Origin of the sequence: Ignatzschineria sp. RMDPL8A (assembly GCF_029815055.1) — a bacterium.
Taxonomy (GTDB): domain Bacteria; phylum Pseudomonadota; class Gammaproteobacteria; order Cardiobacteriales; family Wohlfahrtiimonadaceae; genus CALZBJ01.
The window spans coordinates 267,045-287,106 of the sequence record NZ_JAPPWA010000001.1 but is presented as its reverse complement, the minus strand read 5'-3'; the positions used below and the strand labels follow the sequence as shown (position 1 = coordinate 287,106).

16 protein-coding genes and 3 pseudogenes are annotated in these 20,062 nt (G+C 35.6%); 17 read left to right on the top strand and 2 right to left on the bottom strand.

Features of this window, described 5'->3' with window-relative positions; all coding sequences use genetic code 11:
- Nucleotides 1-124 precede the first annotated feature (124 nt).
- A complete protein-coding gene (locus OXI21_RS01315; RefSeq protein WP_279617745.1) occupies nt 125-1,033 on the bottom strand; it encodes a hypothetical protein in 909 nt (302 codons plus the stop codon).
- A gap of 166 nt (nt 1,034-1,199) precedes the next feature.
- Here OXI21_RS01315 and OXI21_RS01310 point away from each other — a divergent pair, with 166 nt between their 5' ends.
- The 15 genes and pseudogenes from OXI21_RS01310 (at nt 1,200) to OXI21_RS01240 (ending at nt 18,715) form a co-directional block, all read left to right on the top strand.
- Nucleotides 1,200-1,442 carry a hypothetical protein gene (locus OXI21_RS01310; RefSeq protein WP_279617744.1) on the top strand — a complete coding sequence of 81 codons (243 nt, stop codon included), beginning with the start codon at nt 1,200-1,202 and terminating at the stop codon, nt 1,440-1,442.
- Nucleotides 1,443-1,620: 178 nt separating this feature from the next.
- Nucleotides 1,621-2,370: a TnsA endonuclease N-terminal domain-containing protein gene (locus OXI21_RS01305; RefSeq protein ID WP_279617743.1), complete on the top strand. Its 750-nt coding sequence runs from the start codon at nt 1,621-1,623 to the stop codon at nt 2,368-2,370.
- Entirely contained in the window at nt 2,327-4,246 is a 1,920-nt protein-coding gene (locus tag OXI21_RS01300) for a DDE-type integrase/transposase/recombinase (protein WP_279617742.1), read from the top strand. Before OXI21_RS01305 ends, OXI21_RS01300 begins: the two co-directional genes overlap by 44 nt.
- Nucleotides 4,239-5,174, top strand: a complete 936-nt coding sequence (locus tag OXI21_RS01295) for a TniB family NTP-binding protein (protein WP_279617741.1) — start codon at nt 4,239-4,241, stop codon at nt 5,172-5,174. The genes OXI21_RS01300 and OXI21_RS01295 overlap by 8 nt, the downstream gene beginning before the upstream one ends.
- A gap of 15 nt (nt 5,175-5,189) precedes the next feature.
- Nucleotides 5,190-7,052, top strand: coding sequence for a helix-turn-helix domain-containing protein (locus OXI21_RS01290; RefSeq protein WP_279617740.1), 1,863 nt, complete (start codon nt 5,190-5,192; stop codon nt 7,050-7,052).
- A 10-nt stretch (nt 7,053-7,062) separates the two neighbouring features.
- Nucleotides 7,063-8,145: a hypothetical protein gene (locus OXI21_RS01285; protein WP_279617739.1), complete on the top strand. Its 1,083-nt coding sequence runs from the start codon at nt 7,063-7,065 to the stop codon at nt 8,143-8,145.
- A gap of 90 nt (nt 8,146-8,235) precedes the next feature.
- Nucleotides 8,236-9,843 (top strand): type I restriction-modification system subunit M, encoded by a 1,608-nt coding sequence (locus OXI21_RS01280; protein ID WP_279617738.1) that lies wholly within the window; start codon nt 8,236-8,238, stop codon nt 9,841-9,843.
- Nucleotides 9,836-10,933 (top strand): restriction endonuclease subunit S, encoded by a 1,098-nt coding sequence (locus OXI21_RS01275; RefSeq protein ID WP_279617737.1) that lies wholly within the window; start codon nt 9,836-9,838, stop codon nt 10,931-10,933. Before OXI21_RS01280 ends, OXI21_RS01275 begins: the two co-directional genes overlap by 8 nt.
- Nucleotides 10,934-10,946: 13 nt before the next feature.
- A complete protein-coding gene (locus OXI21_RS01270; RefSeq protein ID WP_279617736.1) occupies nt 10,947-11,864 on the top strand; it encodes a DUF5655 domain-containing protein in 918 nt (305 codons plus the stop codon).
- Between the two features lie 86 nt (nt 11,865-11,950).
- Nucleotides 11,951-12,310 (top strand): hypothetical protein, encoded by a 360-nt coding sequence (locus OXI21_RS01265; protein WP_279617735.1) that lies wholly within the window; start codon nt 11,951-11,953, stop codon nt 12,308-12,310.
- A 20-nt stretch (nt 12,311-12,330) separates the two neighbouring features.
- Entirely contained in the window at nt 12,331-15,405 is a 3,075-nt protein-coding gene (locus OXI21_RS01260) for an HsdR family type I site-specific deoxyribonuclease (protein WP_279617734.1), read from the top strand.
- A gap of 271 nt (nt 15,406-15,676) precedes the next feature.
- A pseudogene (locus OXI21_RS01255) lies at nt 15,677-16,719 on the top strand (IS3 family transposase).
- A gap of 129 nt (nt 16,720-16,848) precedes the next feature.
- Nucleotides 16,849-17,697 (top strand): 2OG-Fe dioxygenase family protein, encoded by an 849-nt coding sequence (locus tag OXI21_RS01250; RefSeq protein WP_279617733.1) that lies wholly within the window; start codon nt 16,849-16,851, stop codon nt 17,695-17,697.
- Between the two features lie 3 nt (nt 17,698-17,700).
- Nucleotides 17,701-18,105, top strand: a complete 405-nt coding sequence (locus OXI21_RS01245; RefSeq protein ID WP_279617732.1) for an ACT domain-containing protein — start codon at nt 17,701-17,703, stop codon at nt 18,103-18,105.
- Complete coding sequence (locus OXI21_RS01240; protein ID WP_279617731.1) at nt 18,089-18,715, top strand: LysE/ArgO family amino acid transporter; 627 nt, start codon at nt 18,089-18,091, stop codon at nt 18,713-18,715. Before OXI21_RS01245 ends, OXI21_RS01240 begins: the two co-directional genes overlap by 17 nt.
- On the opposite strand, the gene OXI21_RS01235 is transcribed toward OXI21_RS01240, so the two are convergent.
- On the bottom strand, nt 18,682-18,969 hold the full coding sequence (locus tag OXI21_RS01235; RefSeq protein WP_279617730.1) for a hypothetical protein: 288 nt from the start codon (nt 18,967-18,969) through the stop codon (nt 18,682-18,684). The genes OXI21_RS01240 and OXI21_RS01235 overlap by 34 nt on opposite strands.
- Before the next feature lie 135 nt (nt 18,970-19,104).
- On the opposite strand from OXI21_RS01235, the pseudogene OXI21_RS01230 reads away from it, so the two are divergent.
- Nucleotides 19,105-19,388 (top strand): annotated as a pseudogene (locus OXI21_RS01230) (transposase); the annotation flags it as partial.
- Between the two features lie 83 nt (nt 19,389-19,471).
- A pseudogene (locus tag OXI21_RS01225) lies at nt 19,472-20,059 on the top strand (IS3 family transposase); the annotation flags it as partial.
- Nucleotides 20,060-20,062 lie beyond the last annotated feature (3 nt).

Here is a 20,062-nt window from a genome sequence, read left to right as displayed (position 1 = left end):
TTATTGATATTTTTGAAATAGATTATTTGCATCCTATCGAATCTCACGAACGATGAAATGGCATCTCAAACCAATGATATTTTGTCTCAAATTGTGAAATGAGTAATGGACGTATAAAGCCCTTTCAAGAAAATGGCTTTTTTTCTATTAAAAACATAGATGTATATGAAATGTTAAACTGAAAGAGGTGCGATAATATGTAGTTATATCGTGATAGAGGTGACTGATTGTTTTTCATAAGATATAAAATATTGATATCTTCAATAAGAAGAAGATAGCTTGTAAAATTTTTAATGTTTTTATATGAAAAAAACATATCTTTTGTAACTGGGATATTTCGTAATAGATGATGGAAAATGAAGTCATAGGTTTCTTCTAATAGTTTGAAGGCTGGATGATCTAAATATTCCATGCCAATTAATAGCATTGTATGATGTATATAACATATAACTCGCCCTAGTTGCTCTTTCAGCCTCTTTTTTATTTGGTGATTTTTACTATTAAATTTCGAGTTTAAGATTATTTTTTTAGTCACTATTATTTGTTGTTTGATTTGAAATATGAATAGGATTAGAGCAGCAATACTCTCGAAAGAACCTCGATAAGCTAAGATTCTCCCAATACCGTTAGTATAGGGCTTAAGCTCTGTTAAGTTTTTTGAAATCGTTTTTCGAGTTTTTTTATTAAAGCATAATAAATCTATTTTTTTCAGTTCGTTAAAGTGATCTTCAGATGATTTTGATTCAAGAATCTTTAATATTTTCCACATAGGATTGTTAATAATTGATGCTGAGCCTTCAACCTTTTTATCTACTTGTTCTATAAAATATACTCTGGGCATACTTGTCCCATGTTTATATCTGTACCATCGGTTTGACAGTTGATCTTTTATTCTTCTATTTCTCTTATATTTTGATAATTCCATATCTTCTAATTGGTATGCGGATATATTTTTATTAGCTATATTTTGTTTTTTTACTTCATTTCGGACGTATTCGTACCAAAATTTGATTTGTATGTTTTTGATAATCATAGAGTGGGGCAGCTATTTTTTGAAAAAACAAAGGAATTAAGACATTGATAATTAAGTGATAATTTTATTTTGTGTTGATGCTTAGTTAGAAAATATAACCATAACACAAACAAGTAAAAAGATTTACAATAATAGCGTGTATAACTAGTTACAGAGAGTAACAAGCATGGAGCAAATAGGATTGAAAACAGCTGAATTTTTATATCAAACTTATGGTCCATTAATTTCAACAAAAAACATTTGGCATGTGCTTTGTTACCCTAGTTTAGCTGCTTATCAACAGGCAAGGTTAAGAGGTGATTTACCCGTAAAAGAGTTTTCAATAGAAGGACGTAGAGGGTATTTTGTTTTTACAGAGGATGTTATTACATGGTTAAAGTTAAAAAGGGAGCAAGTTGGGATGGGTTAAGTTTATAACGTGAAATAAAAAACGAGGCGAAGTGATTAACTTGCCCCGTTCTTTAATGAATAAGATAATTCTTACTCCTTGGTCGTTGTAAGTATCTATTTTATTAAAGACTACGTCAAGTTGATCCTATCGATTTCAGTAATTTTTTATTGCCAAAATGATTTGGCAAGGATCTTTTATGTCTTTTAAAAAACAACCATCTTCGCGTAGAAGATTGACAGGTATCTCTATTTTGAAGAGAAATCTTGCAGAGAATAATATTCAAAGAGCTAGAAACCCTGTAACGCCCTCTCGAATGACGGTGAGAGGTCAATTCCCTTCAAAAAAGATGCAAAGAATGGTTGCTTGGGAATCACAATTAGAACGAAGAGCATGTTATCTGTTTGAGTTTTCTCCTTCGATTAGTGCTTTTAGAGAGCAACCGAGAACATTTATCCTTCCTTATAAAGATAAAGTTAAGCGTTATACACCTGATTTCGAAGTGGTCTATTCAAATAATAGTATCCAATATTATGAAGTTAAGCCGCTGAAAAAATTGCAGGAGTTGAAACATTATTTTGCTCATATTAGCCAGTTTTTAGAACGAGAAAATTATGGTTTTTCGGTGTTAACTGAAGAAGAGTTAATAAATCCAGCGAGAGAAAAGAATCTTACTCTGATGCGCTCTTATCAAACACGTTTATTAGATGACCATGTTATTAAAAGCATCCACTTGCTTTTAGCATCAGGAGTTCACTCCCTAATTTTATCGGATGTTATTGATTATTTTGAATCAGAATCTGTGGTTTATGCTTTGATTGCTCAAGGTTACTTAATGGCGGATTTATCCAAACCTCTCACGTCTGAATTAGATATTTATTTCTCACATAGCAAGGATTTAAAGAATGACTACCAGTTATTTACACGTCGGATTGCACCTGATTTCTGATGATATTGTTTATCAAGTTAAGAAAATAATTATTGATCTATGTTATCTGGAAAATTTATCTAATAAATCTATATCTAAAATAAGCAAAGTAGAGCTTATTTCTCTGATTGAGAAAGGAGAAATTACTTTATCTGATGAAGTTCAGAAAACACAATTAGGTACGGAGACAATAAAAGGATTAAGTGCTATTAACTCAGAGCAAGAAGAAGTTGTAATGAGGCGTTATGAATATGTAAAAGAAGCTCAAAAACAATTGGGATCCCCAACACGGGTGGGGCTGGAGGAGTTAATTACTTCTCTGGCTAATCAATTACAAGATATTAAACCTCCTTCTGCGATTACGTTATATCGTTGGTGGAAACGTTGGTATGAATCGGATGGAAATCTGAAGGCGCTTACGAATCAAAAATCAGGTAGGAAAGGATATCGAAAATATAAATCAATGATTCAATCGCTATTTTATGAAGTGGTTAATGAAGTATATTTAACAAGGGAGAGGCAAAGTAAACAAGAAGTCTATCTGACGTTACTTTATCGTATTCAACAGCATAATAAGCTTCACGCTAAAAATATTAGTCGCCCTAGTCGTTCAACTGTTTATCGAATGATTAATGAGTTAGATGACTATACAGTAGTCGCAGAGCGCCATGGAATCAAAGAAGCAGAGAAGGTTTACCGTATATCGGGAAAAGGCGTTTCAACAGATTTTCCGCTTGAGCGAGTTGAAATTGACCATACACCTCTAGATATCATGGTGATTGATGAAGTATTAGGGCTAACGATTGGTCGTCCATACTTAACATGCATTTTAGATAGTCATACTCGAATGCCTTTGGCACTTGAGATCGATTTTGAGCCTCCTTCAGAACTTTCGGTGATGCGGGCGCTCCGTCAAGCAATTTGGCCAAAACAGATATTGTTGGAACAATATACGGATATTAATAAAGACTGGCCAGCTTATGGAATTCCATCTTTACTTGTTTGTGATAACGGGTTGGAATTTCATTCAAAACAGTTAAGGCGAGTTTGTGGGGAATTAAATATTGAATTGATGTTTTGCCCTAAACACAAGCCATATTATAAAGGGCGAGTAGAACGTTTTTTGGGGACATTAAATCGCCAAGTATCTCAACGTATTAAAGGAACGACTTTCTCCAATATTTCAGAGCGTGGAGATTATAATTCGGTAGAAGAAGCGACGATTACTTTAAAAGAATTAAGAGGTTTAATCTATTTTTGGGCAGTAGAAATTTATATGCAGACCAAACATAGATCGATTAACGTTACTCCACATCAGAAGTGGTTAAAGGGATTAGAGCGCTTTGAGCCATTGCTTCCTTCTAGTCGAGATCATTTTGATCTTATATGTGCTAAAGAATATAAGAGAAAATTGAGTCATGAAGGAATCCTTTTTAAACATCTTTTCTATAATTCAGAAGCATTGAGAACGATGAGGATCCTCTATGGAAATCGGGCTAAAGTAAATATTCGAGTCAATACTGAGAATCTAGAGAAGATTTGGGTGCATGATCCCGATAGCGATACTTTTATTGAAGTTCCTTGTATCGATGAGGATTATGTGAAAAATTTATCACTTTTTCAGCACACAATGATTTTAAAAGAACGTAGAGCTCAAGCGATTATGAGTGGTGAAGAAGAGCAAAATTTAGCAGAAGCAAAAGAAAAGCTGCGTCAGAGCATTCAAGCGTTATCTAAAGAAAAGAAAATTAAGAAGCGCAGTCAAGTGGCTCGGATCGGAAAAATACCAAAGGGAGAGAGTCATGGGAAGTCCTCTCAAGCTCCGAAAGCGCATTTTGAAATCGATGCGATTCCTGATTTTGCAATAATGGAACAGAAGGAACAAGGTAATGCCTAATCATCAAGCGCTTTTTCAAGTCATTGCTGATTTAAAAAGAACTGTTATTCGTTACCCTCAATTTGATCAAGCCTATCAACAAATAGAAACTGTTTTAACCTTAAAACGATCTGTAAATATTGCACAGCATCTACTCTGTATTGGAGCAGCGGGAACAGGTAAGTCAACGCTTAAACGAGAAATTGAAAAAGTTTATCCACGTATAGAGACAAAGAATCATCCTTTGATTCCTGTATTAGTTGTCGATACGCCTGCAATCCCAACTGTTAAAAATGTAGCAGAATCGATGCTCGTTCAATTGGGTGATCCATTGGCTGATAAAGGCTCTGCGATTAATAAAACGGTACGAATTCTCTCTTATCTTGAGCTATGTAATGTTGAGCTATTAATATTTGATGAATTACAGCATTTTATAGATCAAGGTAAAAAGAATACACCTTATCAAGTAGCGGATTGGCTTAAAAGTTTAATTGATCAAGCTAATATCCCAACTGTACTCATGGGATTGGAACGTAGTGAACAGATATTAAAAATTAATGAACAGCTACGTCGACGTTTCAACCGTCGAATCCATTTAACCTCTTTTCCTATAGACACTAAAGAGGAGTACCAGATTTTTGCAGGCGTTATTATGAAATTGCTCTCTTTAATTCCCACTTCTTATGCTTTGAACCTTCAAGATATTGATCTTCTGAATAGAATTCATTATGCAACCAATGGGATTATTGATTATATCGTTAAATTGATTCTAAGTGCGTATGAGATAGCGCTAGAAAATGGTAGTGCTTTGGATCAGACAATATTGGGTCAAGCGTTTAAAGAGAGTATTTGGATGGATTGCTCACATCAGTTAAATCCATTTCATACTGATTTTAAATGGATTCGTTTAGATAAAATGGGGATGCCATTTCATCTGAGTATCGTTTAATTAAGGGAGATATTAATGGAAGAGATTTCGATCTTCTCACTGGTTAAACCACTCCATCATCCAAAAATGTACACAGATGAAGATATCCCATCTTATTTACAACGCTTAGCGGAGTTAAATGGTTATACTTCTTCTCAATGGCTAATTAAGAATTGTTTACCTGCTTATGGGAGTAAAACACCTAGCATAAAGGAATTGCAATTTTTGCTTCTTGAAGAAAAGGAGTGGACGGGTTATGACGTTACTAATAACTTTGTAAATGAGGTGATTGCAATATCAGCCAATTTAAAAGGAAGTTTGTCAGGTTTACGATATTGTCCGCACTGCTTAGAAGAGAATAATTATTATCGTGCTCACTGGTTTTTAAGTACCTCGATTGCATGTTTAAAACATAATGTTCTATTAGTCGATCGGTGTCCAAGTTGCGCCAAGAAAATTAGGCATCGTAGAAGTAAAATTGGATATTGCCAGTGTGGGGAGTCATTAGCCTTCCAGTATGACTATGAGCCGACCGAAAAAGTCGCATTGCTGTTTCAATATTTTATAGAAACAGGGGGATTGATTAACTATACGGGAGAAGAACATCGTTTTTATCATCGGCAACAATTTAAAACATTAAAAGATCGTTTGCGATTTATCCATTTAATGTTTCGCTGGTCACCAGAAGGGCTACAGAGCCAATATGTTAAAAAGAAGAAGCTTTCTTTAAATGATTTATCTGTTGCTGTTTCATCGCTGAGCAAGCTCTATACAGGGCTATTTAAAGGTAAAGAGATCGGCGTTGAGTATTTTAGAGGGCTGCAGTCTCTTCCCGATGAGTGTTCATTAAATGGACATGATGCATTTATGCGTTTTTATCGTACCTTCTATCGTTATTATTCTGATGATGAAATGGTCTATTACAAATGGATCATTGAGGAATATATCCGGCGTTATTGGCAAAAACCATTGAATGATCGGCATTCTCTGTTTTCAGAGGCGTTAAAAGAAGAACATGCTTGGATCCCATTTAAAAAAGCTTGCAATGATTATGGAATTAATCCATCGGTGATGCATCGGGCGATTTCTGAAGGGCGTATTGAAGCAATTTGTGAAAAACAAGGAAACCGTTATTTTAGAGCTTGTTATCGCCCTTCAATAGAGGAGGCTTTGGATGATTTACAGGGAGAGATCTCTTTTAGCGATGCATTAGAAATTTTAGGCGTCACTAAAAAACAACTATATGGGCTTATTAAACAAGGCGTTTTCCAGAACGCTATTCCACCAGAAGATGGGAAGAGTCAGCGATGGCGATTTAATCAAAATGCTCTACACAGTTATTTAAGACAGCTGTTTGAAAAAATAGAGAGCTATAAAGGCAAGACGATATCGATTGCTGATGCGCTTCGTGTTATTGGAAATCGGGTAGAAAATGCGTTGTTCAAAATATTAAAAGCTATTTTGAATGCAGAGATTAGAGTGACGACACTCTATTTAAAGTCAGTAGATATTCGAGGAATTGCTCTTTCTCAGTCTGATTTTGATGATTGGCTGAGTAGAAATAGAGTTCAACACACCTCGCTATTAACTATTCCTGATTTTGCAAAAGAGTGGGGCATCAATCAAGAGTTTGCGTATCAATTGGTAAATCTTGGTCTTTTGACCTATCAAATAATGGATAAAACACGCTTCATTGCTAAAAGTGATCTTCAACTTTTTGAGCAGACATATATTTTATTAGCGCATTATGCGAAAGCTAAAGGTGATTATTCTCGCACAATACTAACTCAGCTGACTCAACAACAGATTTATTCAGTTGACCATACTTGGAAGAGAAAATTACGACAGAAGGTTTTTTTTAAACAGGATATTGATCTTCTTGAGAATAGATTACAGTAAGGATAATTTGATGGGACGACTACAGATTGAGATTTTAACGGACGATCCAATACTCGCAGAACTATGTCATAAGTATTGGGAAATGGATGAGGGTGGTTCTTTTGTTTTTAAAGTAAAAGAGCTTGCTGATGAGTATAAGGTTTCATCACGAGAGTTACTCGGTGTTTTAATGAAGTCCTGTTTAGTAAAAGATCAGCTTAAATTGTGTGATGATTGCAACGTAGCGTATTCATATCAAAATAGAGCTCATTATATTAGGGATGGAAAAATTGCAAAAAACAATATCTGTTCTTCTTGTAATCAAATTCGATGCGAAAGAGAAGAGCAAGTATTGATGGAAGAACTTCTTAGATTACAAAATCGAGATCCCATTAAAATAAGTGAATTAGGGTATGAAAAAGCAGTTTATCTCTATGCTTATTTATTGAAGGTTTCTGATAGAACGAAATTTGCTTTAATAACAGAGGATATCGATTTTACCGGCGAAATGGTAATTGATTTCATACTAAAATCGATCTTAGTTCCACGTACTATAGAGGATATGCTCTTTCTAACATATCCATTTATATCGGAAGAATTATTAGCAAGGAGATGGGAGCTGAATAGGCAATTAGGTAGCATTGAGAGTGTCATGGAGGAAATTGAAGAGACTTATCTAGATCATTCACAGGATACTTATAGGGAGACGAATGAATCCCTATGTTATGAAGTTGCCATAAGAGAATGCATACGATATTTAGATTACAAGCTTAAAAAACAGCGGTTTAATTTTAACTATGCAGAAGGAACAAGAGCAGTGATGCTTCAAGGATTGGCGCATTTCTCTGTTGCTCAAATGCATAACTTAATCTACCAATCCGTTAAACGAAGTATAGAGAGCTATCAAAAACAAAATTTGACGAAACGGTTCGCAGGAAGATTAGCGGTTGGTATTTTGAAACAACGAATTGAGTTTTATCTAGACAATGATTATCCAGTCAAGCCGTTTAATCGATTAAGAGAGCATCCGCAGTCAATTTTAAGCTCGGTGTTGTTTGACAGGGAATTGGATGGAAGTGATTATGGATTTAAACAAAATATTGATAACTTGTAATATTGACGGGTAATGTAGAAATCTCATCTTTTGGAGGTTTCTGCTATCATCTAGTAATAATAACTCCCCCAAATTACTGGATTAGATACTATGTCAGAACAAAACTCGAAAACCCTTTATAGTGCGCTTTGGGCGTGTGCCGATATCTTACGCTCGAAAATGGATGCCAATGAGTATAAGAATTATCTTTTAGGAATGGTTTTCTATAAATATCTGTCGGATAATTTGCTCAATTATGCTGTAGCGCTTTTAGAAGAGAAGGTGGAAAACCTTGCTGAGGCTCAATCGATTTATACTGACGCTTACAACGATCCTGAACTGAAAGATGACTTGATCTCAGCACTTTATGATCAGTTTTCCTATGTGTTAAAGCCGGAACTTACGTTTACTAAGTTGATTTCAGATGTGTATAACAGTCAGTTTCAGCTAGAGGATTTAGCGCAAGGATTTAGAGATATTGAGCAATCTAATGCGGCATTTAATAATCTGTTTGAAGATATTGATCTTTATGCTCGTAAGCTTGGTGCATCGCCACAAAAACAGAATGAGACTATTTCTAATGTGATGAAGGGGCTTGCTAATATTAACTTAGGTAAGCATGATGGGGATGTTCTCGGTGATGCTTATGAGTATTTGATTGGACAATTTGCCTCAGACTCTGGGAAAAATGCGGGTGAATTCTATACGCCACAGCCGGTTTCAAATCTAATGACAAAGATTGTTCTGCAAGGGAAAGAGAATCAAAAAGGGTTTACTGTGTATGACCCAACGATGGGTTCAGGCTCCTTAATGCTCAACGTTAAAAAAGAGACGAATGAGCCGGAAACCGTACGTTATTTTGGGCAAGAGATTAATACATCAACGTATAACTTAGCCCGCATGAATATGATGTTGCATAGTGTTGCGATTGCCAACCAAAATCTTAATAATAGTGATACGTTAGGCGATGACTGGCCAACAGATGAGCCAACGAACTTTGATGCCGTCTTAATGAACCCTCCCTATTCAGCAAAATGGAGTGCGGTAAAAGGCTTCTTAGATGATCCTCGCTTTATGGACTATGGCGTTTTAGCGCCTAAAGGGCGTGCAGACTTTGCCTTTTTGCTTCATGGGTTTTATCACCTTAAATCGAGCGGTACGATGGCCATTGTACTACCGCATGGTGTTCTGTTTCGTGGTGGAGCTGAAGCGAAGATTCGCCAAACATTACTCGAGAATGGGCATATTTACGCCGTAATTGGTTTGCCGGCAAATATCTTCTTTAATACCTCGATTCCAACGACGATTATCATTCTTAAAAAAGATTACACCAAGCGTGATGTGCTTTTTATTGATGCTTCTGAGCGATTCACCAAAAAGGGGAATCAAAATACGATGGAACCTCACCACATTGAGGAGATTTTAGATGCTTATTCGAATCGTAAGTTTATCGATAAGTTTGCTTATGTTGCGAATTTTAAAGAGCTTAAAGAAAACGAGTTTAACCTTAATATCCCTAGATATGTGGACACCTTTGAGCCCGAGCCTGAGATTCCGCTCGTCCCATTAATGGAAGAGATGACGGCAACGAAAACCGAGCTACAAAGTGTTGAGGCTGATCTGCTCGAGCTTTTTAACGAGCTAACCGGCACCAATGAAGAGGCTAATGCAGAGCTTGAGGCATTTAAGCAGCTTCTTAAGGGAGGCGTGAATGAGTAAGGCGGAAACGATGATTCCTCAATTGAGATTTGAGGGGTTTAGTGGTGAGTGGTTACTTCGGGAATTAGGTGAGTTAGTCAGTATAACGACGGGGAAACTTGATGCTAATGCAATGAAGGAAAATGGACAATATGATTTTTATACTTCTGGAATTCAAAAATATAAAATTGATGTAGCCGCCTTTGAGGGACCAGCGATTACAATTGCTGGAAATGGTGCTACGGTTGGCTATATGCATTATGCGGATGGTAAATTTAATGCTTATCAGCGCACATATGTATTAACGGACTTTAAAGCTACCAGATCTTTTTTATTCTCATCTATATCGTTGGCTTTGCCGAGAAAAATACATCAGGAAGCAAGGACTGGAAGTATTCCATATATTGTTAGAAGTATGCTTACAGAGCTAGCTATTCGTTTACCATCATCTAGTAAAGAACAAACCAAAATTGGGGAGCTTTTCCAAAAACTCGATCGTGCTATTGAGCTGCAACAACAAAAAGTCGAGCAATCCGAACGCTATAAAAAAGCGATGCTTCAAAAGATGTTTCCTCAAAAAGGTGAAACAGAGCCACAACTCAGATTTGAAGGGTTTAGTGGAGGGTGGTGTAGAGCCCCATTAGAAGATATTCTTTGCGTTAATTCAGGCCGTGATTATAAGCACTTAAGCAAGGGTGATATTCCTGTCTTTGGTACAGGTGGCTACATGTTAAGTGTGGATCAAGCGTTGTCAACAAGTGACGCTGTAGGAATAGGTAGAAAAGGAACAATAAATAAACCTTTATTTTTAAAAGCACCATTTTGGACTGTAGATACTCTGTTTTTTCTTACAACTAAACAACTTAATATTGTCTTTTTATTTTATCTTTTAAGTCAAATAAATTGGTTGAGGTATGATGAATCAACAGGAGTACCTAGTTTATCAAAGCGAACTATAGAAAAAATTAGTACCTTATACCCATCTAAAGAAGAACAAACCAAAATCGGGGAGTTTTTCCAGTCGCTGGATGTGCGTATTGAAGTAGAGACAAAAAAACTCAACCATTATGAGTCACTTAAAAAAGCGATGTTGCAACGGATGTTTGTGTAAAGGAACACAATTAATGGATATTTATAAAATTGGCTCGCACGAGTTACAACAAATTAAAGAGCAGCCCTTTAAACTTGAAAAAGAGATGCAAGCACTATTTGAAGCGAATTTAATGACTTTAACTGGCTTAACGCTAGTGAAGACTGAGTTTTCTTTGAAACAGTTTCGCTTTGATACATTGGCGTTTGATGAAGAAAAACAAGCTTTTGTCGTGATTGAGTATAAGCGAGATAAGAGCCAAAGCGTGGTGGATCAGGGGGTTTCTTATCTTAATGCGATGCTTGAATATAAAGATAGCCTAATGGTTGAGTACAATGAGCAATCGTTAGGAAAGATCTTAAAACGAAGCGATATCGATTGGAGTCAAAGCCGTATTCTATTTGTTGCTAATACATTTAATGATTACCAGAAAAATGCGACCAATTTTAAAAACTTAGGGATTGAGCTTATAGAGTTTAAGCGTTATCACAATGATCTTTTAACCGTGAACTTTATTGAGCGTTCTAAAAATGCCCCATCATTACCTCAGCCAATCTCTGACAGTGCAGAACTAACACCATTAGCTAGCATTACGAAAGAGATCAAAGTTTATGATGAAGAATCGTTTTACCAATTAGGTTCGGAAAGCACGATCGAGCTTTATGAGCGGTTTAAACAGGCGATTTTAAATTTAGATGATCAAATCGAATTGGTTTATACCAAATATTATGCGGCTTTTAAAAAAGATAAAACAACGATTGTGGATATAGTCATGCAAAAAAGAACCATGATTCTCTATATCAATGCGGTTTGGGGCACATTAGATGATCCTAAAGCGATTTTTCGAGATATGCGTAATATCGGGCATTGGGGAAATGGGGATTATGAAATCAGTTTAAAAGATACTGAGCAATTAGAATATATTTTAAGCGTTATTAAGCAGAAGCTTTAATTGCTTAAGAAAAATTATTAATAATATTTATGCGAGAGGTTGATATGGAGAGTGAAAGGTTTAGATATTGGATTGTCGGAGCTAGTATGCAGTCAGGCACGAATAATGTCGATGATGAATTTGTAAAAAACGGATTTTGGGCGCTGGGATATTCTAAAGATGAAAATGAGCAGCAATATAAAAAAGCTCAAGAAATTCAAGTGAATGATCGAATAGCCATTAAAAGAAGATGTGGGCAAGGTTCCTCTAATATTAAAATTTTACATATTGGTATTGTAAGAGGAATTATAAACGAATTTTCTGATCAGGTAATTTGTAATGTGGATTGGCTCGTTGTGAATAAGGATATCGAGGTAGAGTCTAAAGGTTGTTACAAAACCGTTCATGGTCCATATTTAAAGGCGGGAGAATACCAAAAGTGGATTGAAGAGATCTTTAGTTTATAGTCATATTGGAAGGATAAATTGTGACGGTTAAGTTTACGAGTGAAAGAGAGATAGAAAGTCGATTAATTGCGCAGTTAGTAGCGGGAGAGTCACAATGGATATACCGACCAGATTTAACTACTGAGGCTTCACTTTGGGAAAACTTTCGTAAAATATTAGAACGAAATAATTTGGCGATACTCGATGGAAAACCATTAACAGATGGAGAGTTTCGCCGAGTAAAAACTCAGTTACAGTTTTCCAACTTCTTTGATGCTGCAAAATGGCTTTCTGGTGAAAATGGAATTGCAAAAGTTGAAGTAAATAGAGAGGATGCTTCGCTTGGAACGATTCGCTTAAATGTGATTCATCGAGATCATATTGCTGGTGGAAATACAGTCTATGAGGTTGTGAATCAATTTACAGCTGATAAAAAAGAGAGTATGGACCGAAACCGAGTTTTTGATGTTACGCTCTTAATTAACGGTTTACCAATGATTCACATTGAGCTTAAAAATCGGCAACATCCGTTTATGGATGGCTTTAGGCAAATTCAAAAATACCTGAAAGAGGGAAAATTTACAGGCATCTATTCTACATTACAGATGTTTGTCGTGAGTAATGCTTCAGATACTCGCTATATTGCTGCAGCACAGTTTGAGAAACTTAATGCAAAATTCTTAAGTAAGTGGGTTACCGCCGAAAATCAGCCGGTGAATGACTATATTCAATTTGCAGAAAACGTCCTTTCGATTCCGGCAGCTCATCGAATGGTTATGCAATATTCCATAACCGATAAGGATAAAGAAGCCCTAATTTTGTTGAGACCATATCAAATACATGCGATTGAAGCAGTAAAGGCGGCATCATTTCAGCATAAATCAGGTTATGTTTGGCATACAACTGGATCAGGGAAAACCCTCACATCTTATAAAGTGGCTTGTAATCTGCTCCATATACCGGTAATTGATAAAACTGTTTTTATCGTAGATAGGGTCGATTTAGATCAACAAACAACGAGCTCATTCACATCGTATGCAGAGTATGATCCTATATCAATTGATGAAACAGCTAATGTGAATGATTTAGTTAATAAGCTTTCCAGTGATGATCGTACGGTCGTGATTACAACAATACAAAAGCTTAATCACTTGATGCGAAGAATCGATAACAGTATTGATAATTCTGAAGTGAGTGAGCGGACAAGAAAACGATATGCCAAAATTAAAGCGCAGCGTTTAGCTTTTATTGTAGATGAATGCCATAGAGCAGTGACACCTGAGAAAAAGCGAGAGTTAGAACGTTATTTTCACCATTCACTTTGGTATGGTTTTACTGGTACGCCAATATTTGAAGAAAATCAACGAGCATCATTAGGAAACTTAGCGAGAACAACAGAGCAATTATATGGTGAGCGTCTGCATACTTATACGGTGAAAGAAGCGATTAATGATGGTGCTGTACTAGGGTTTCAGGTGGAATATAAACATACCTTTGATGATTTTGAATTACAGCAGATTATAGAGAAGCGTTACCCTGATAAAAAATATAGTAAATTGAGTGCCATTGAGCGGGAAAAGCTAATACCCAAAGAAGCGTATGAAACGAAAGAGCATCGTTTACAGGTGATTGACTTTATTCTCAATAAATCCCGTACAAAATTAGGATTTACGGCAGAAAGTGGTGTGGGGCGAGCATATGGTGCAATCTTAACAGTGCCAAGTATTGCGATTGCGCAAGAATATTATGATTTAATTAAGAGTGTTGTTGCTGGTAATGAAATCGTAAAAATAAGTCATCGAACGAGTCAAATATTACCGGATTTTCCCAAAGTTGCGATTACCTACTCTATTTCTGAAAATGAAGAGAGCTCTCTTCAAAATCAAGAGAAGATGAAGGAAGCATTGCAAGATTATAATAAGACTTACAAGAAATCTTTCTCTTTAGAAACGATTAGGGCCTACAACCAAAATGTGAATGCACGCTTGGCAAGAAAGAAAACACTCTATCATCAGCGTAGTGAGCAAATTGATTTAATTATTGTGGTTGATCGCTTATTAACAGGATTTGATGCGCCGTGTATTTCGACACTCTTTATCGATCGACCACCGATGCAGCCGCACGATATTATTCAGGCATTTTCACGAACGAATCGCCTGTTTGATCGAGATAAACTCTATGGGCAAATTGTCACTTTTCAAAGACCTCATTATTTTGAGCAGAAAGTAAACGAAGCACTTTTCCTCTATTCGAATGGTGGTGAAAATTATGTTCTAGCACCGATATGGGAGGAAACAAAGCAGGAGCTAATTGAAGCAATTGAAAGATTGCGTTTAATTGCAAGAACACCGGAAGAAATTGAATCATTAAGTTTAGAGGAAAAACGTGATTTTGTGAGAGCCTTCCAAAAACTCGATCGTTTCTTAAATTCGGCAATGGTCTATTCAGACTTTAAACCTGAAATGATGGGTGATATTTTCCCGATTGATTTTCAAGAGATCGAAGAGTATCACGGCGTTTATGTGAATGTGCTAGAAGAATTGCGAGGAAATGAAAATCCTGATGAGGAAGAAGAACCTCTTGATATTGAATATGATTTACAAACACATCGGGTCGAAGAGATTAATTATAATTATATTATGGCTTTAATTCAGGAGTTTATTCCAGAAGAGGATGCTACGAAACCGATGCAATCAGACGCTATCGCCGATCAAGAGATTGATGATTACGTAGAGACTTTAAAACAAGAAAATCCACAGCTTGCAGGCGTTATGTCACTATTATGGAATGAAATTAAAGCAATGCCAGAAGAGTTTCGAGGCAAGCGAGTCACAGATTTACTTTCCCAGAAAATAGGCGAGAAAACGAATGTATTAGTTGAAGAATTTGCTAAAAAATGGGTGCTTGATCCTGAAGAGTTCAGGTATATGGTTGCAAGTTTTAATCCGGACTTAGAAAGTCAGCCGGGAGAGGATGCATTAAAGAAAAGCGCCAACTTTGAGCAATATAAGGCACAAACAGAGAATCCCGTCAGTAAACTCCGCTATTGGCGTACGGTAAAAGAAGCCTATACCAAGATGATTACAGAAGATTTACTGCCGTTGAGGGTTGGGTGAGGTTGTTTAAAAACTTAATATCATTAGGGTCTATTGAATACTTAAATAAAATTGATCAAAGCTATAAGAGGAAATAGAAGATTATGAATAGAGGTTCAGAATGGGGGAGATGGGATTTACACGTTCATACGAAAGGTACGGCTAAAAATGATCAGTTTGGGAATATTTCTTTTTGTAATCCTCCCTAAAAATAATACTGATCATAAGTAGAATTTTCTCGTATTATTTACTTAGGAGAAATTAACTATGAAAAAATCAAAATTCACAGATTATGTCGATCTTAAAACAGAATGAATCTGGCGTGAAAGTCCCGGATTTATGTCGAGAATATGGCATTAGCTCCGCAACATTTTATAAATGGCGCTCAAAATATGGCGGTATGGATGCGTCAATGATCACTCGGCTGAAAGAACTTGAAGCTGAGAATGCAAAACTCAAGAAAATGTATGCCGAAGAGTGTCTTAAGTCCCGTATTCGCCAAGAAGCCTTAGAGGGAAAGTGGTAAAGCCGTCTCAACGAAAAGAGATGGCTAAAGCTGTTTTAAAAACTCAAAATATCTCTATCCGTTTGATTTGTGAGATATTTGGAATTAGCAAAACAACTTTTCACTATCAGGGTAAAGCTAGCTCTGAAAACAACCTCATTGAAATGTGGTTGCTAAGGTTAACTAAAACTCATAAGCGCTGGGGCTTTGGTTTATGTTTTGATTATTTAAGAAATGTTCAAAAATTCCGATGGAATCGTAAGCGAGTTTTAAGAATCTATCGGGAGTTAGAACTCAATCTCAGAATTAAACCAAGAAAATGAATCATCAGAAATCGTCCAGAAAAACTGGGTTTAGCGACGGATATTAATCAAATATGGTCGATGGATTTTATGTCTGACAGCTTGCGAAATGGACGTTACTTCAGAGCGTTCAATGTGATTGATGATTATAATCGGGAAGGACTTTGTATGGATATTGATTTTAGTTTACCGACAGAAAAAGTGATTCGCTCTTTAGAGCGAATCATTGAGTGGCGAGGAAAGCCTGCAGCGATTCGATGTGATAACGGTCCTGAATATATTAGCCAGAAATTAATTGATTGGGCCAATTCTGAGAAAATTACCTTGATCTATACTCAACCTGGAAAACCTACACAAAATGCCTATATTGAGCGGTTTAACAGAACCGTAAGAGAAGAATTGCTATCGAGCTATCTGTTTGAAACAATAGATGATGCACAAATATATTCCACAAAATGGCTATGGAGTTATAATAACGAAAGACCCCATTCAGCCATTGGATCTGTGCCGCCGTGCCAGCTTCAATAAACCATGGAAAATCTTCTACTTTTGGATGGTATTAAAAAGGGGAGGATTACAACCATGCCAGATTCAATAAACCTTAGAGAATCTTCTACTTTTAAATGGAGTTAAAAAGGGGAGGATTACAAATTGAGTATGCCTATAAGTATTATTAGCTTAGGAGAAATTGGAATTTCAGTAGATAGAATGAAAAGTAAACTATCTAAATATTATGATGAATACCAATTTGATAATTACTTACTTCAGCAAAATAAAATAGATATTATTAAGAAAAACTTGAGTGATGGTAACTGTATCTCAGAGCACGTCTTGAAAGAAATTTATCAGGGTATAATTAAAGATGATGAACTAATTAATTTTTTCCCAACACTTTCTACTGACACAATTAATTATATAAAAAATCTTACGCCAAATAGAAAGAGATTGATATCTAAATATTTATTATCATATGAAGATGGTAATTGGTTAATCGAAAGAGTGAAAAACACTCCATTTGAACAAAAAGATGCGCAGATCACAGATGATAATAATCTTGATTACCGAAAATCAAGTAGAGTCTTTAAAGAGTTGCCAGATGATCTGTGTGATAGTGATTTAAAAGATATAATGACTTTCGTTGCTAATAAAATATATTCTGTTACAAAGAATACAAAACTGAATATAGTTGTTCACCATACTGTTATATATTGCTCAAATGATGAGGAAGGAACTAATTCACCTGAAGGTATTCATCAAGATGGTATGGATTTAATTGTTTCAGCTTTAGTAATAGAGAGAAGAAATATTTTAGGAGCAAAAAGCATCATTTATGGTAATGATAAAAAAACAGAATTTGTGACTTGTGAACTGCAAGAGGGAATGGGTATTCTACAAGCGGATAAAGGAACAGAACTTTGGCATACAGTAACACCAATAAGACCTCTAGATAACAATGACATATCTTTTAGATCAAGCATTGGTTTTGATATAACATTGATAGGGTAATTCATGGATAGTATAAGACCTTATAAGCTTGGATTAAAGCTGCTTAAACAAAAATATATTATTGGAAAATCTAGCTCATTAAATGAGTTACCAAATTTAAAAGATAAAGAATTTTTTTCATTAATTTGGGATGGTGAAAATTTCAATTATATTATTGACGGGAATAATATCATTGGATTGGATATTTATTCTGGTTTATGGAATTGTTTAAAAATAGATGAAAAATTAGATTTTAATCTTTCAGGCATCTTATCTTCTGTTTTATATCCTTTGTCGGAAGCTAAAATTAGTATTTTTGTCTCTTCCACCTATGATACAGATTTTATTTTTATTGAAGAAAATAACATCGAATTTGCTATTAATACATTAACTTCAAATGGTTTTATAATAAATGGACATTATATTTAGAGGAATGATTACCTCAGGTGCTCTTATCATTGCTATAGGAGCGCAAAATGCTTTTGTATTAAAACAGGGACTTTTGAAAAAGAATATTTTAATAGTTTCTGGGATTTGTTTTGTCTGTGATTTCCTATTGATGTCCATTGGCGTGCTGGGTCTAGGGAGTTTTATAAGTCAGAGTAAAATTCTATCTGGGATATTGGCTATATTAGGAGCAATATTTTTGTTTTTTTATGGATATAAATCTTTTCTAAGTGCAATAAAATCTTCAGAATCTATGAATATACAATCCAGTACCAAAGATGATTTAGATAATGGAAAAACCTCTGTAATAATTGCAACGCTTGCTATCACACTATTGAACCCTCATGTTTACCTTGATACTGTTGTTATTGTTGGTGGAATCGCAGGAACTTTAAATATTTCAGATAAATTATACTTTTTAATTGGTGCATTATTTTCATCATTTATTTGGTTTTTTGGCTTAGGCTATGGTGCGAGACTTTTAATTCCTTTATTTAAAAATCCTATATCCTGGAAAGTTCTAGAAACAATAATAGGAATTGTCATGTGGTGGATAGCTTATGGATTAATCAGATTTGTTTTATTTTCATAAATAGTGTAATTCTCCTGTTCTATTCTATGAGGAGGAATATATTCTGTAAGATTTGTAGCCAATATTGATAGCTCATTTTCTCCTTGATCTAAATATTGTGTAATATCCTGTCCAAAACTTAACTGCTTAGGCACTTTAATATTATCCCTAGTATTATAAACAAAAACATTATTAATGCGGACAATACAAGAGATATAGTTTGCCTTAAAACGTAATTGATACTTCACTTGGGGTGTTCCATTTGCTGTCGCCATAGTTATTCCGGTCAATATCGATAACAACAAAAACAGCATTCTTATTTTAAACATCATTTCCTACGGTAATCCCCCCATAAAAAAATACAGACCATAAGTAGAATTTTCTCGTATCATTACTGTAGGAGATTCATTATGAAAAAATCAAGATTTACTGATAGCCAAATTATGGCAATTTTAAAACAAAATGAGGCGGGGATTAAAGTCCCTGATTTATGCCGTGAACATGGCATGAGTAGTGCGACATTTTATAAATGGCGCTCGAAGTTCGGTGGCATGGATGCATCTATGATCAGCCGAATGAAAGAGTTGGAAGCTGAGAATGCAAGGCTTAAAAAAATGTATGCTGAAGCTAAAATGGATAGTGAATTACTCAAGGAGGTTTTACAAAAAAAGTGGTGAAGCCACTGGTTCGTAAAACATCAGTGCAGTGGCTGGTCACTGAAAAACAGATCACCATCGAGCGTGCCTGCCAGTTGGTTGTCATTAGTCGAAGCAGCTTCGCATCTATTGCGAGCTATCTTTAAACTTACGCATTAAACCTAAAAAACGTTTGGTGCGGGACAAACCTGAGCCATTAGTGGTTTCCAACTCAATCAATGAATGTTGGTCGATGGATTTTATGCATGATCAGCTACAATCAGGGCAAAACTATCGTTTATTGAATGTGATCGACGATTTTAATCGTGAAGGATTAGGGATTGAGGTGGATCTTTCCTTGCCTAGCCAACGGGTGATTAGGGCTTTAGAGCAAATCATAGAATGGCGTGGTAAACCCAAAATGATCAGGAGTGATAATGGCCCCGAATATATCAGCCATGAACTGAAAAACTGGCTGGAGAAGCAGCAAATCAAGCATCAATTTATCGAACCTGGCAAACCGCAACAAAATGCTTATATAGAACGATATAACCGAACAGTGCGCTACGATTGGCTGAACCAACATTTATTTAATAGCATTGAAGAGGTCCAAGATCATGCCACAAAGTGGTTGTGGCTGTATAATCATGAAAGGCCAAACATGGCAAATGGTGGTCTACCACCTTGTTACAAAACCGTTTTAAATTCCTCTACTTTAGATGTGTCCTAAAAA